Source organism: Pseudomonas sp. M5A4_2d (genome assembly GCF_053345295.1).
In genome coordinates this window covers 905,000-918,996 of record NZ_JBKEZW010000001.1, presented here as the reverse complement: position 1 = coordinate 918,996, position 13,997 = coordinate 905,000, and the positions used below count along the sequence as shown (strand labels likewise).

Sequence of the window (13,997 nt, the reverse complement as noted above, 5' to 3'; positions counted from 1 at the left end):
GCGTCATCGACCGGATCCAGCGGATCCAATTCAAACGCGTGGTACTCCAGCAGTTCTTCTTGGTAATCGTCCATGGCGGACTCCTTGTTGGTTTAAAGCGGCTGTCAATAAATGACCTGCACAGCCAGCCTAAAGTGCCGTGATGACGAAAAAATGTCGGCGCCGTGACGTTCCTGCACTTCAAGATAAAACGTAGCAGCGCTGAGCGGATTTAGCATCAGGGCTTTGAGGCGGGCACCCGCACTTCATCGCGCTGGCGGCGTTGAGCCGCTGGCGTATGAATGATCGATCGCGAAGGAGCGCGTGGAGGCTTGAGCCGCTACGGGATGAACGTCGAAGAGACGAACCCCGCAGCGGTCAACGTTACTGCGAAGGAGTTGGCAGGGGCGGAATCGCCTCTGTTGGCGCCGGCAGTTTTGGATTGGTCGCCGCAGGTGCAGGATCAGCTGCAGGCGTTGGGGCCGGCTCTGCTGTTGGGGCAATCGGTGCCGCCTCGGGTGGCGTGGCAACCGGCTCCGAAACGGCAGGCGCTGCCGGTACTTCCTTTGGCGCCTCGACTTTTTCAGCAACCGGCGCCGCTTTCGGTTCCGGCACCCCCAGCTCCGCCTTCGGCGTCTCTGGAATGTGCGCAGCCTTCTTCACTTCTTGCGGCAGGAATACATCCACGAGCGAGAAGTAACGCTCATAAAACTTCGGCGCCGAAACCGTCTCGCTCGCCACCTTCACCATCGAGTCATCGGTGGAGCCAATCGGCATCGACACCGAGCCCAACACACCCACGCCGAGGCTTGCGGAGTTGTTGACCTTCTTCAACGCGTAGCGGTCCTGCAAGGCGTTGGCAAACATCGTCGAGTGGTTATTACCTTTGCCATCATCGGCGCACACCACATTGAAACTGATCTGCAGGTGGGTCTCGCCAGTCTGCTGGAAACTCTTGTTACCCACGACCAACTTAGGATCGCTGCTGGTGATGATGTAGCCCTGGCTCAACAGCGCGCGCCGTGCGGCCTCGCAGGCTGCCACGTCACTGACCGGGTAATCCCGGGAGAACGTACCGGAATCGTCGAAATTCTCATGTTCATAAATGGCGGTCTTGGGTGACGAGCAGCCCGCGGCGCCCGCCAGCACCAGCGCCAGCCCGAGGCTACGCAAGTGAAATGATGTCGACATCGAAAATCCTGAGGAAAACAGTCAGGGCGGTATTGTGCAACAGAACGGGGTCCTGGCGCGCGCATTCCTGTCGGTAAAACGTCACAGCCTTACAGGACGGGGCCTGCTGCATAAAAAAGCCCCCGATCCTTGCAGACCGGGGGCTCTTTATTCAGACCAACATCAGAACTTCTTGATGTCAGCCTTGGTTTCCAACTGCTTGCGGTACGCAGCAAAGTCTTGCTGGCCGATACGGGAAGCGAGGAAGCGGCGGTATTGCGCCTTTTCTTCGTCCGTAGGCGCAGCCGCTTCGTTGACAGCATTCAAGCGCACGATCATCAGGCTACCGTCAGCCAGGGTAACCGTGGTGAAGGTCGGCTTGTCCTTGCTCGCAGGCTTGGGCATGCGGAACAGGGCTTGCAACACCGCAGGGTCAATCGCTTCCTGGCTACGGGTAGCCGCTGCAGTGACTTTCCATGCCTGACCATCAATCGCCTGGTTCAGTGGGGTCTTGCCATCACGCAGGCTGGCGATCAACTCGTCGGCATGGGCTTTGGCTGCTGCACTGGCACGCTCTTTGGTCATCTGTGTGCGGATCGCCGCAGAGACGCTTTCCAGAGGCAGTTGCGTAGGTTTCAAGTGCTCTTTGGCCCGCAGCACGATGATGGTTTCCGGGTCCAGCTCGATGGCGGTGCTGTTGGCACCCTCATCCAACACTTCCGGGCTGAACGCAGCAGTCACCACGGCGCGGTTGGCCGCGACACCTTCGCCACCTTCACGGCCAAACGGCGCGGAGGTGTGTACGGTCAGCTTCAGGTCGGACGCCGGCTGGGCCAGGTCGGACGCTTCGAATGCCGCATCTTCCAATTGCTTGGAGGCGTCGACAAAGCGCTGTTCAACCTGTTGGGTCTTGAGCTCGCGGGTCAGCTTGTCTTTCAGGCTGGCAAACGATGGCACTTGCGGTGCTTCTACGCCCAGCAGCTTGATCAGGTGCCAACCGAATGTGGTGCGCACCGGTGCCGACACCTGGTCCTTGTTCAAGGCATACAGGGCCGTTTCGAAGTCAGGATCGTAGACGCCAGGGCCGGCAAAACCGAGGTCGCCGCCATTGTTGGCCGAACCTGGATCCTGGGAGAACTCCTTGGCCAGGGCTTCGAACTTCTCGCCCTTGGCCAGGCGTGCCTGGATTTCTTCGATCTTCGCCTTGGCTTGAGCGTCGGTAGTCTTGTCGTTCACTTCAATCAGAATATGCGCGGCACGACGCTGTTCAGCGAGGTTGGCGGTTTCTTTCTGATAGGCAGCCTGCAGCTCATCATCCTTCACGGTGACCTGGTCGAAGAAGGAAGACTTCTTCAGTTCCAGATAGTCGATGACCACCTGGTCCGGGGTCATGAACTCTTTGGCGTGCTGGTCGTAGTGAGCCTTGACCTCGTCGTCGGTGAGTTTCACCGCCGCAGGGTCAGCCTTGATGTTGACGGTAGCGAAATCGCGGGTCTGCTTTTCCAGACGGGCAAATGCCAGCACTTCGGCATCGGTAACGAAACCGCTGCCGGCAATGCCTGCGCGAACCTGGCCGATCAGCATTTCCTGGCTCAACATCTGACGGAATTGCATACGGCTGTAGCCCAGCTGACGGATCACCTGGTCAAAGCGTTCAGGGCTGAACTTGCCGTCCACCTGGAATTCCGGCGTCTGCAGGATCACTTGATCCAGGGCAGCCTCAGAGAAGCCGAACTTGGAATCAGCTGCGCCTTGCAGCAACAGCTTGCGATCAATCAGCCCTTTGAGGGCCGCTTCGCGCAGCAGTTTTTCGTCCAGCAGAGAAGCATCAAAATCCTTGCCCAGCTGTTGCATCAGCTGGCGACGTTGCATGTCGACGGCCTGGCTCAGTTCGGTTTGGGTGATTTCTTCACCGTTGACCTTGGCCACGTCCTGCTTGTTATTGGTCGAAGCCTGGAAAATGGCCTCGATACCGGTGAACGCCATCAATGCGACGATGATCCCGATAATGGTTTTGGCAATCCAGCCTTGTGAATTGTCCCTGATATTCTGCAGCATGCGTCCCCCAGAAACGGTTGATCTTCAAAAATTAGGCAACCGTGGAGCGTGGGTAGAGTCCGGATAGAAGAAAGGCGCATCCGAGGATGCGCCTTCTCGTAACTGGCGGAGCGGACGGGGGTTTGAACCCACACCCCCGGCGTGGCGACCCGATGGATACTTGGGTCAGCTGCCGCTCCGCTGCCAGGTCAGACCTGCGTCCAACCCGGGTAGGTAAGGCTTGAGCGAAACTTAGTTAACAGCTTCTTTCAGGGCTTTACCGGCTTTGAAACCTGGTTTCTTGGCGGCAGCGATTTGCAGTGCTTTGCCAGTCTGTGGGTTACGGCCAGTGCGAGCTGGGCGATCAGTCACAGAGAAAGTACCGAAGCCTACCAGTACCACGGAGTCGCCGGCCTTCAGAGCGCCAGTGACGGATTCGATTACTGCGTCCAGCGCACGGCCAGCAGCAGCTTTCGGGATATCAGCGGATGCGGCGATAGCATCAATCAGTTCCGACTTGTTCACTCTAAGTCCCCTTATATATCTATTGAGTATGGTTCTAAGTTTTTTGGTGAAAGCAAAAACCAGTGCTGAATGGCCTACAGACACTTAAGAGCCGCTTTATAACAAGGGCTCTAAAAAGCTGTCAAGGAAGCCCCCAGGCTTAACGGCATTAATGTGTACTAATTCTTTCCTTGGAATCAGACTCGCGTTTTTCATCCTTCGCGACAATCTCCGGAGCCACATCTGGCAAGGGCTCCGGCGCGTATTGCAGCGCAATTTGCAGGACTTCGTCAATCCATTTAACCGGTTTAATCTGAAGATCCTGCTTGATGTTGTCAGGAATTTCCTTCAAGTCGCGAACATTCTCTTCAGGAATGATCACCGTCTTGATACCGCCCCGGTGTGCAGCAAGCAATTTCTCTTTCAGACCACCGATGGCCAATACCTGACCACGCAGGGTAATTTCCCCCGTCATGGCGACATCGGCTCGTACCGGTATGCCCGTCAATGCCGACACCAGTGCCGTGCACATGCCTACACCGGCGCTAGGGCCGTCCTTCGGGGTAGCCCCTTCCGGCATGTGGATGTGAGTGTCGTGCTTCTCGTGGAAGTCCAGGGGAATCCCCAGGCTCTTCGCGCGGCTGCGCACCACGGTCTGCGCGGCAGTGATGGATTCGACCATCACATCACCCAACGAACCGGTCTTGATAAGCTGACCTTTACCCGGGATCACCGCGGCTTCGATGGTCAGCAATTCGCCGCCCACCTGGGTCCACGCCAGGCCAGTCACCTGCCCTACCTGATCCTGCTGCTCAGCCAGGCCGTAACGGAATTTTTTCACGCCCAGGAAGTGTTCCAGGGAGTCGGCAACCACCTTCACAGAGAAGCGTTTTTCCAGCGCGTGCTCTTTGACTGCCTTGCGGCAGATCTTCGCAATTTGACGCTCAAGGCCCCGCACACCGGCCTCGCGGGTGTAGTAGCGAACGATGTCGCGGATCGACTCGACGTCGAATTCGATCTCGCCTTTTTTCAGGCCGTTGGCCGAAATCTGCTTTGGCGCGAGGTATTTGACGGCGATGTTGATCTTCTCGTCTTCGGTGTAACCCGGCAGACGAATCACCTCCATCCGGTCCAGCAAAGCTGGCGGGATGTTCATGGAGTTGGAGGTGCACAGGAACATTACGTCGGACAGGTCGTAGTCGACTTCCAGGTAATGGTCGTTGAAATTGTGGTTCTGCTCCGGGTCGAGCACTTCGAGCAAAGCCGACGCCGGATCGCCACGCATATCGCTGCCCATTTTGTCGATTTCATCGAGCAGGAACAGCGGGTTTCGCACCCCAACCTTTGTCATCTTTTGAATCAATCTTCCTGGCATCGAACCGATGTAAGTACGGCGATGACCACGAATTTCCGCCTCATCACGCACACCACCGAGGGCCATGCGCACGAATTTGCGGTTGGTGGCGTTGGCAATTGACTCCGCCAAGGAGGTTTTACCCACACCTGGAGGACCGACCAGGCACAACACCGGACCACGAATTTTCTTCACGCGCTTTTGCACGGCGAGGTATTCGAGGATGCGCTCTTTGACTTCTTCGAGGCCGTAGTGGTCGGCGTCGAGGATGTCCTCGGCGCGGGCCAGGTCCAGGCGCACTTTGGTCTGGGCCTTCCACGGCACCTGCACCAGCCAGTCGATGTAGGAACGAACCACAGTGGCTTCGGCCGACATTGGCGACATTTGCTTGAGCTTGTTCAGCTCAGCGTTGGCTTTGGTCAGGGCGTCTTTCGGCAGGCCGGCGGCATCGATGCGCTTTTTCAGCTCTTCGATTTCGTTGTGGCCCTCCTCGCTGTCGCCGAGTTCTTTCTGGATGGCCTTCATCTGCTCATTCAGGTAGTACTCGCGCTGACTGCGCTCCATCTGTTTCTTCACACGACCACGGATGCGTTTTTCGACCTGCAGCAGATCGATTTCGCCATCCAGCAGCGCCAGCACGTGCTCAACACGTGCCGACAGGTCGATGATTTCGAGGATGTCCTGCTTCTGCTCGATTTTCAGCGCCATGTGCGCAGCCATGGTGTCGACCAGGCGGCTTGGCTCATCAATGCTGTTGAGGGAAGACAGGACTTCAGCCGGGACTTTTTTGCCCAACTGCACATACTGCTCGAACTGCGAGAGCAGGCTGCGCACAAACACTTCGGATTCGCGCTCAGGGGCCTCGACTTCGTCGATCAGCGCCACTTCTGCGCGCAGGTGGCCATCCACCTCCATGAAGCGCTCGACCGCACCGCGCTGCTCACCTTCCACCAGCACCTTGACGGTGCCATCAGGCAACTTGAGCAATTGCAATACGGTCGCAATGGTACCGACGCGATACAGGGCGTCTTCGCCTGGATCATCATCAGCAGGATTCTTCTGGGCCAACAGCAAAATTTGCTTGTCGCCCGTCATCGCGGCCTCGAGGGCTTCGATAGACTTCTCGCGCCCCACGAACAGCGGGATAACCATGTGCGGATAGACGACGACATCACGCAACGGCAGGAGAGGCAATTCAATGGTTGTCTTCATGATTTCGCCTCTATGACAGTTGAAAAATTAGCTTGAAACCAAGATGGGGGCTGCATGCAAAAAAAACAAGCTCAATGCCAGCAGTTAAACGCATGAATAAACGGGAATTAAAAAAACAACGCGTCAAAATCGCCCCAAAATAAATAAGGGGCCCCGAAAGGCCCCTTGCTTGTACTGCGACGGCTAAACGCTTACGCGTCTGGTGCAGCCTTGGCAGCCGGCTCACTGTTTTCGTAGATATACAGTGGCTTGGACTTGCCTTCGATAACGCTTTCGTCGATCACCACTTTACTCACCTCAGACTGCGAGGGGATTTCGTACATGGTGTCGAGCAACACGCCTTCGAGGATCGAGCGCAAACCACGTGCACCGGTCTTGCGCTCCAGTGCCCGCTTGGCCACTGATTTGAGTGCGTCGGTACGGAACTCGAGGTCTACACCTTCCATTTCGAACAACTTGGCATATTGCTTGGTCAGGGCGTTTTTCGGCTCGGTGAGGATCTGAATCAAAGCAGCCTCATCCAACTCGTCCAACGTGGCCAGGACGGGCAGACGGCCAACGAATTCCGGGATCAGACCGAACTTGACCAGATCGTCAGGCTCGACTTCACGCAGGGACTCGCCCACCTTCTTGCCTTCTTCCTTGCTGCGCACTTCCGCACCAAAACCGATGCCGCCACGCGTGGAACGCTGCTGAATAACCTTCTCCAGACCGGAGAACGCACCGCCACAGATGAACAGGATGTTGCGCGTATCAACCTGCAGGAATTCCTGCTGCGGATGCTTGCGGCCGCCTTGTGGCGGTACGGAAGCTACCGTGCCTTCGATCAGTTTCAACAGGGCCTGCTGCACGCCTTCACCGGAAACGTCCCGGGTGATCGACGGGTTGTCCGACTTGCGTGAAATCTTGTCGATTTCGTCGATATAGACAATACCCATCTGGGCCTTCTCTACGTCGTAGTCGCACTTCTGCAGCAATTTCTGAATGATGTTCTCGACGTCTTCACCCACGTAGCCAGCCTCGGTGAGGGTGGTGGCGTCGGCGATGGTGAACGGAACGTTCAGCAGGCGAGCGAGGGTTTCCGCAAGCAAGGTTTTACCCGAGCCAGTAGGACCGATCAGCAAGATGTTGCTCTTGCCGAGTTCGACCTCGTCGCCTTTCTTGTCACGCTGATTCAAGCGCTTGTAGTGGTTGTACACCGCTACGGCCAGAACCTTCTTTGCACGCTCTTGACCAATCACATATTGGTCAAGGATGCCGCTGATTTCTTTAGGCGAAGGCAATTTATGCGCGCTGCTCTCGGCCTGGGCTTCCTGCACCTCCTCGCGGATGATGTCATTGCACAGGTCGACGCACTCGTCGCAGATAAACACCGAGGGGCCGGCAATCAATTTGCGCACTTCATGCTGGCTTTTGCCGCAGAAGGAGCAATAGAGCAGCTTGCCGTTGTCCTCGCCGTTGCGGGTGTCAGTCATTCGTTCGATCCAAATCCGATAGGCTTGCAACACAAGATGAAGGCTTATGCGGGCTTTTTCAAGCCCGCCGGTGGTCGGACACGCCGACCAGCCCTATTTTGAGCTGCTTATATTAAGCGGGGCGCTTTTCGATCACCGCATCGATCAACCCATACGCGCGCGCAGCTTCCGCGCTCATAAAGTTGTCGCGATTGGTGTCACGCTCGATTTCTTCCAGGGTGTGCCCGCTGTGCTTGGCCATCAATGTATTGAGGCGCTCACGAATAAACAGGATTTCCTTGGCGTGAATTTCGATGTCCGACGCCTGGCCCTGGAAACCACCCAATGGCTGGTGAATCATCACGCGCGAGTTCGGCAGGCAGAAGCGCTTGCCCTCGGCACCTGCGGTCAGCAGGAACGCGCCCATGCTGCAGGCCTGGCCGATGCACGTGGTCGACACGTTTGGCTTGATGAACTGCATGGTGTCGTAGATCGACATGCCAGCCGTCACCGAGCCGCCCGGGGAGTTAATGTAAAGATGGATGTCCTTGTCCGGGTTTTCCGCTTCAAGGAACAGCAGCTGCGCGCAGATCAGGTTGGCCATGTAGTCCTCTACAGGGCCGACCAGAAAAATCACTCGTTCCTTGAGCAGGCGCGAGTAGATGTCATAGGCGCGTTCGCCACGAGCAGATTGCTCGACAACCATCGGGACCAGGCCGCCAGCGGCCTGGATATCAGAGTTCTGCTGAATATAGGAATTACGGAACATGCTCTGCAGTTACTCCCAAATAGTCATGTCTTGAAAACGCATAAGCCAGCGCGAGGCTGGCTTATGGTTGTATTTCGAACGAGTTGGACAATCAGTCGGCTTGTGCTGCTTCCGCCGGTTTGACTGCTTCTTCGTAAGAGACCGCTTTGTCGGTCACCTTAGCCTTCTGCAGAACAGTATCCACAACTTGTTCTTCCAGCACAACCGAACGTACTTCGTTCAGCTGCTGGTCGTTCTTGTAGTACCAAGCTACAACCTGCTCAGGCTCCTGGTAGGCCGAAGCCATTTCCTGGATCATTTCGCGAACGCGATCTTCGTCAGGCTTGAGGTCGAACTGCTTAACCACTTCGGCCACGACCAGACCCAGCACAACGCGGCGCTTGGCTTGTTCTTCGAACAGCTCGGCCGGCAGTTGGTCAGGCTTGATGTTGCCACCGAACTGCTGAACCGCTTGGACGCGCAGGCGATCCACTTCGTTGGACAGCAGGGCCTTAGGCACTTCGATCGGGTTGGCAGCCAGCAGGCCGTCCATTACCTGGTTCTTGACCTTGGACTTGATAGCCTGGCGCAGCTCGCGCTCCATGTTCTTGCGAACTTCGGTGCGGAAGCCTTCGATACCGGTTTCCTTGATACCGAACTGAGCGAAGAACTCTTCGTTCAGCTCTGGCAGCTTAGGCTCGGACACGCTGTTGACAGTCACGGTGAACTCGGCGGCTTTGCCGGCCAGGTCCAGGTTCTGGTAGTCAGCAGGGAACGTCAGGTTAAGAACGCGCTCTTCGCCGGCTTTTGCGCCAACCAGACCGTCTTCGAAACCAGGGATCATGCGGTTGGAACCCAGCACCAGCTGAGTGCCCTTGGCGGAGCCGCCAGCGAATGCTTCGCCGTCAACCTTGCCAACGAAATCGATGTTCAGTTGGTCTTCGTTCTGGGCGGCGCGATCGGCCACTTCGAAACGAGTGTTCTGCTTGCGCAGGATTTCCAGCATGTTGTCCAGATCGGCATCAGCCACGTCAGCGCTCAGGCGCTCAACAGCGATGTCTTCGAAACCGGCAACAGTGAACTCCGGGAACACTTCGAATACGGCAACGTATTCCAGGTCTTTACCCGCTTCCAGGGACTTAGGCTCGATCGAAGGCGAGCCAGCCGGGTTCAGCTTGTGCTCAACAACAGCTTCGTAGAAAGAAGCCTGGATCACGTCACCCACAGCTTCCTGACGCGCATCGGCACCAAAACGACGCTTGATTTCGCTCATTGGCACTTTGCCTGGACGGAAACCAGCGATCTTGGCCTTTTGGGCAGTCTGCTGCAGACGCTTGTTGACCGCAGTCTCAATACGCTCTGCCGGCACGGTGATGCTCAGGCGGCGCTCGATAGCAGTAGTATTTTCAACAGAAACTTGCATGGATATTCCTCGTTGCACAGACGTTAGCCGGCCGTTTCCGACCCCAGAATCAAGGGCATGCATTCTAGTGGGTCAAACTCAAGAAGTCACCCTACTGAAAACGGGTAGAAAAACAGCAGGCCATTTATAGGTTCAAGTGCACGCATGCACCTCATCCCGTTAGCAAATACAGCTCAACACGCCAGGGCTCTGCATCAACCCTTCTATATATAGAAGCGTCGGAACGCACTCCCCTGGCGACCGACCTTGCAAACAAGACCGGAGGGCACGGCGGCAGCATCGAGGAACACAAATACGACGAAACGCCCCGCCCTGAAACTCAAAACACTTAAACAAAAACGGCACAGCCCTTTTTCAGGTACTGCGCCGTTATCGCTATTAAATAGCTGTACTGACCCTGGTATAGCCTGGGATCAGTTCTACACGCTCAAAACCGGCAACGATTCTAACGCCAAGGCATTGAGAATGCTTGTTTTTTCTTGGCGTCAAGTTGACTCGCACAGCCAATGGGAAATTTCTGACGCAAAAAAAAGCGCCAGATCATTGATCTGGCGCTTTTTCTGAATATGGGGTGGACGAAGGGGATCGAACCCTCGACAACGGGAGTCACAATCCCGTGCTCTACCAACTGAGCTACGCCCACCATATTGCATTAACAAAGAACTCAAACATCTTCTTTGTTGAGCCCTACCGCGCCTGACGGCCCGGCAACGCTTTAATTGGTGCGGATGAAGAGACTCGAACTCTTACGCCTCGCGGCGCTGGAACCTAAATCCAGTGTGTCTACCAATTCCACCACATCCGCGCTTGAAGCTCTTAAAGCAAAGGCGCCAGATGATTAATCTGGCGCCTTTCTAAATATGGGGTGGACGAAGGGGATCGAACCCTCGACAACGGGAGTCACAATCCCGTGCTCTACCAACTGAGCTACGCCCACCATATAACGCTACTTGTGCCAAAGCTGCCTAATGGCGCACCCGGCAGGACTCGAACCTGCGACCATCCGCTTAGAAGGCGGATGCTCTATCCAGCTGAGCTACGGGCGCCTTATTAATCTGTACTCTTGGAGGATTACAAACTAAGTGCTTCCAGCCTTACAGAACAGCAATTCTGCTCGACCTTCTTAAGCAGTGCTAGGCTGTGCCCGACAAGTGCGACGAATAGTATAGAGGGCCTTGAAACCCGTCAAATCTTTTTTGAAAAAAATTCATTTTATTTAAGGGGTTAGGCCAATTTGCAGACCAAGCGCCTTTGCCCTCACGTCCTGGCGTGCGAGAATACGCGCACTTTTCTTCCCCCTCTCGATGGTTAATCACGCGTAATGACTGCACAACTTATCGACGGCAAATCAATCGCCGCCAGCCTGCGCCAGCAGATCGCCAAACGCGTCACCGAGCGTAGCCAGCAAGGCCTGCGCACGCCTGGCCTCGCGGTGATCCTGGTCGGCAGCGATCCTGCCTCTCAGGTTTATGTCTCGCACAAGCGTAAAGACTGTGAAGAAGTCGGCTTTATCTCCAAAGCCTACGACTTGCCGGAAGACACCACCCAGCAGGCCCTTACCGACCTGATCGACAGCCTCAACGAAAACCCGAGCATCGACGGCATCCTGCTCCAACTGCCGCTGCCCGAGCATCTGGACGCCTCCCAACTGCTGGAGCGCATTCGCCCGGACAAGGACGTCGACGGTTTCCACCCCTATAACGTCGGCCGTCTGGCCCAGCGTATCCCGCTGCTGCGCCCCTGCACGCCGAAAGGCATCATGACGCTGCTGGAAAGCACCGGTGTCGATCTGTACGGCCTCGATGCCGTGGTGGTCGGCGCGTCCAACATCGTCGGTCGCCCGATGGCCATGGAACTGCTACTGGCTGGCTGCACCGTGACCGTCACCCACCGCTTCACCAAGGACCTCGCCGGCCACGTCGGCCGTGCCGATCTGGTGGTGGTTGCCGCCGGCAAGCCGGGCCTGGTCAAGGGTGAGTGGATCAAGGAAGGCGCCATCGTTATCGACGTGGGCATCAACCGCCAGGAAGACGGCAAGCTGGTGGGCGATGTGGTGTACGAAACCGCCCTGCCCCGCGCGGGCTGGATCACCCCAGTACCGGGCGGTGTCGGCCCGATGACCCGTGCCTGCCTGTTGGAAAATACGCTGTATGCGGCAGAAACGCTGCACAGCTAATAACCCGTCGTACTGAAAAAGCCCTGCCTTATAGCAGGGCTTTTTAATGCCCGCATAAAACCCGTTTTTTGTTAGTTTTTAAGCACTTTCGTCTGGTTCTCGAAGAACATTCGACAGTTTCTGATCCATACTCCTAAAATGTAACGGCATTTGTCATAAAACCCGTTCCCAAACGGTATTTCCTTACTTTTTAGCGAGTTCATCCGCGTGAAAATTCGTCTCTCTATTGTCAGCCTATTTTTCGCATTTACAGGCACCTTCGCGCACGCAGCCGAAACCACCTTGGCCCCGCGTGATACCTCCAAACTGCAAATCGCTTCCGGCAGCGCCATGCTGGTCGACTTGCAGACCAACAAAGTCATCTATTCCAGCAACCCCGATGTCGTGGTGCCCATTGCGTCCGTGAGCAAGCTGATGACCGGCCTGATCGTGCTGGAAGCCAAGCAAAACATGGATGAGTACATCGACATCAACATCAAAGACACGCCGGAAATGAAAGGCGTGTTCTCCCGGGTGAAAATCGGCAGCGAAATGCCCCGCAAGGAAATGCTGCTGATCGCCCTGATGTCCTCGGAAAACCGTGCTGCCGCGAGCCTGGCGCACCACTACCCGGGCGGCTATCCGGCCTTTATCGCCGCAATGAACGCCAAAGCCAAGGCGCTGGGCATGACCAGCACTCACTACGTCGAGCCTACCGGCCTGTCGATTCACAACGTGTCTACCGCCCGTGACCTGAGCAAGCTGTTGGCCGCCGCGCGCAAATACCCGCTGCTCAGCCAACTGAGCACGACCAAAGAAAAGACCGTGTCATTCCGCAAACCCAACTACACCCTGGGTTTCTCCAATACCGACCACCTGATCAACCGTGCCAAATGGGATATCAAACTGACCAAGACCGGCTTCACCAACCAGGCCGGCCACTGCCTGGTACTGGTAACCAGCATGGGTAACCGCCCGGTGTCGTTGGTAATCCTTGATGCCTTCGGCAAGTTCACCCACTTCGCCGATGCCACGCGTATCCGCAATTGGGTTGAGACCGGCAGCAGCGGTTCGGTGCCGGACGTCGCGTTGCGCTACAAGGCTGACAAGAACCTGAAGAATCGCCCGAACGCTGCCGAAGTACGTCGCTGAACCACGCAGTTCGACGAGGGTAGCTGGCTTGTGTGGGGGCTGGCTTGCCTGCGATGGCGGCAACGCGGTGCAACAGATAACCGAGTTGCCTGCATCGCGGGCAAGCGCGCTCGCACATTTTTGAATCCTGGGTACGTTACTTCCTTTCTGCCAGCACCTTGAGTGCCTGCGCCGCCGACTGCTCCTGACCGGCCTGTGCCGTAGCATTGGCAGCCTCTCGCCAGCGATGCGCATCTACATTTGCCGGCAACTGGCTCGGACGCTGGGTCAGGATGCCCCAGTGACCAGCACTCTTCCATGCCGATTCAAAATCGCTGAAGCTCATCAACAAACGTCGATCCTTGCCCGAGCGCAGCAGCACGGTGCTCTTCTGCTGATTGAACCCCACCACCACGACGTACCGCGCGCCAGACCAAAAGCTTGAGTCGATCCGCGCCATCACCGGGTAACCCGCGGCCACCTGTTCCAGTACCGCCGTAAGCCTGGTATCCAGCGGGTACACCATCAGCCCGTATTCGCGCGCGAGTACCTGCATGTTGCGCTCAAGATCAGCTTCACCGCCCGGCAAGTGCAGCGGTTTATCCAGCAAGCCGGGTGTCATGACAATGCCTTGTTGCGACAGCATGCTGGCTAACGCCGATGGACCGCTCAGGTAAGCCTCACTGCGAAAGGCCGGCACCCCGGTGAGTTCGACACGCTCCGGCAAGCCCGCCAGTTTCGACGGGTGCCCGGAGCAGGCGGCAAGCCCGAAGGCGCATGCCAGGAGCAAAGAGATTTTAACGTTCGAACGTAACCGCAATTTTTTACTC

At 56.6% G+C, this 13,997-nt stretch carries 11 protein-coding genes and 4 tRNA genes; 3 read left to right on the top strand and 12 right to left on the bottom strand.

Features of this window, described 5'->3' with window-relative positions; translation table 11 throughout:
• Positions 1-363: 363 nt before the first annotated feature.
• The 7 genes from ACLBW8_RS04285 to tig all read right to left on the bottom strand — a co-directional run bounded on the left by ACLBW8_RS04285 (position 364) and on the right by tig (position 9,881).
• Entirely contained in the window at positions 364-1,170 is an 807-nt protein-coding gene (locus ACLBW8_RS04285; RefSeq protein WP_064453003.1) for a DUF2242 domain-containing protein, read from the bottom strand.
• Positions 1,171-1,332: 162 nt separating this feature from the next.
• Entirely contained in the window at positions 1,333-3,207 is a 1,875-nt protein-coding gene (locus ACLBW8_RS04280; protein WP_262665343.1) for a SurA N-terminal domain-containing protein, read from the bottom strand.
• A 231-nt stretch (positions 3,208-3,438) separates the two neighbouring features.
• Positions 3,439-3,726, bottom strand: a complete 288-nt coding sequence (locus ACLBW8_RS04275; RefSeq protein ID WP_221034285.1) for an HU family DNA-binding protein — start codon at positions 3,724-3,726, stop codon at positions 3,439-3,441.
• Positions 3,727-3,859: 133 nt separating this feature from the next.
• Positions 3,860-6,256: an endopeptidase La gene (gene lon / locus ACLBW8_RS04270; RefSeq protein WP_064453005.1), complete on the bottom strand. Its 2,397-nt coding sequence runs from the start codon at positions 6,254-6,256 to the stop codon at positions 3,860-3,862.
• Positions 6,257-6,447: 191 nt separating this feature from the next.
• The gene (clpX, locus tag ACLBW8_RS04265; protein WP_017136464.1) at positions 6,448-7,731 is read right to left on the bottom strand and encodes an ATP-dependent Clp protease ATP-binding subunit ClpX; all 1,284 of its coding nucleotides are present in this window, start codon (positions 7,729-7,731) and stop codon (positions 6,448-6,450) included.
• Positions 7,732-7,843: 112 nt separating this feature from the next.
• On the bottom strand, positions 7,844-8,479 hold the full coding sequence (gene clpP / locus ACLBW8_RS04260) for an ATP-dependent Clp endopeptidase proteolytic subunit ClpP (protein ID WP_003238276.1): 636 nt from the start codon (positions 8,477-8,479) through the stop codon (positions 7,844-7,846).
• Positions 8,480-8,570: 91 nt separating this feature from the next.
• Positions 8,571-9,881: a trigger factor gene (gene tig, locus ACLBW8_RS04255; protein ID WP_221295137.1), complete on the bottom strand. Its 1,311-nt coding sequence runs from the start codon at positions 9,879-9,881 to the stop codon at positions 8,571-8,573.
• A gap of 246 nt (positions 9,882-10,127) precedes the next feature.
• Between tig and ACLBW8_RS04250 the strand changes: the two genes are divergently transcribed.
• Entirely contained in the window at positions 10,128-10,445 is a 318-nt protein-coding gene (locus ACLBW8_RS04250) for a hypothetical protein (RefSeq protein ID WP_447804663.1), read from the top strand.
• Between the two features lie 3 nt (positions 10,446-10,448).
• Here the strand turns inward: ACLBW8_RS04250 and ACLBW8_RS04245 are convergent.
• The 4 genes from ACLBW8_RS04245 to ACLBW8_RS04230 form a co-directional block, all read right to left on the bottom strand.
• Positions 10,449-10,524 (bottom strand) — tRNA-His (locus ACLBW8_RS04245).
• 77 nt (positions 10,525-10,601) lie between these two features.
• Positions 10,602-10,686 (bottom strand) — tRNA-Leu (locus tag ACLBW8_RS04240).
• A 56-nt stretch (positions 10,687-10,742) separates the two neighbouring features.
• Positions 10,743-10,818, bottom strand: a tRNA-His gene (locus ACLBW8_RS04235).
• 32 nt (positions 10,819-10,850) lie between these two features.
• Positions 10,851-10,927, bottom strand: a tRNA-Arg gene (locus ACLBW8_RS04230).
• Between the two features lie 275 nt (positions 10,928-11,202).
• Here ACLBW8_RS04230 and folD point away from each other — a divergent pair.
• Entirely contained in the window at positions 11,203-12,057 is an 855-nt protein-coding gene (gene folD, locus ACLBW8_RS04225; protein ID WP_053256953.1) for a bifunctional methylenetetrahydrofolate dehydrogenase/methenyltetrahydrofolate cyclohydrolase FolD, read from the top strand.
• A 207-nt stretch (positions 12,058-12,264) separates the two neighbouring features.
• Complete coding sequence (pbpG, locus tag ACLBW8_RS04220) at positions 12,265-13,188, top strand: D-alanyl-D-alanine endopeptidase (protein WP_064453008.1); 924 nt, start codon at positions 12,265-12,267, stop codon at positions 13,186-13,188.
• 136 nt (positions 13,189-13,324) lie between these two features.
• Here the strand turns inward: pbpG and ACLBW8_RS04215 are convergent, their stop codons facing one another.
• Positions 13,325-13,987 (bottom strand): peptidase C39 family protein, encoded by a 663-nt coding sequence (locus tag ACLBW8_RS04215; RefSeq protein ID WP_447804662.1) that lies wholly within the window; start codon positions 13,985-13,987, stop codon positions 13,325-13,327.
• Positions 13,988-13,997 lie beyond the last annotated feature (10 nt).

What these genes read in the sequence shown, in the direction of transcription:
- ACLBW8_RS04285 (WP_064453003.1), bottom strand. Translation starts at nt 1,170, where the DNA reads ATGTCGACATCATTTCACTTGCGTAGCCTCGGGCTGGCGCTGGTGCTG.
- ACLBW8_RS04280 (WP_262665343.1), bottom strand. Translation starts at nt 3,207, where the DNA reads ATGCTGCAGAATATCAGGGACAATTCACAAGGCTGGATTGCCAAAACC.
- lon (WP_064453005.1), bottom strand. Translation starts at nt 6,256, where the DNA reads ATGAAGACAACCATTGAATTGCCTCTCCTGCCGTTGCGTGATGTCGTC.
- clpX (WP_017136464.1), bottom strand. Translation starts at nt 7,731, where the DNA reads ATGACTGACACCCGCAACGGCGAGGACAACGGCAAGCTGCTCTATTGC.
- clpP (WP_003238276.1), bottom strand. Translation starts at nt 8,479, where the DNA reads ATGTTCCGTAATTCCTATATTCAGCAGAACTCTGATATCCAGGCCGCT.
- tig (WP_221295137.1), bottom strand. Translation starts at nt 9,881, where the DNA reads ATGCAAGTTTCTGTTGAAAATACTACTGCTATCGAGCGCCGCCTGAGC.
- folD (WP_053256953.1), top strand. Translation starts at nt 11,203, where the DNA reads ATGACTGCACAACTTATCGACGGCAAATCAATCGCCGCCAGCCTGCGC.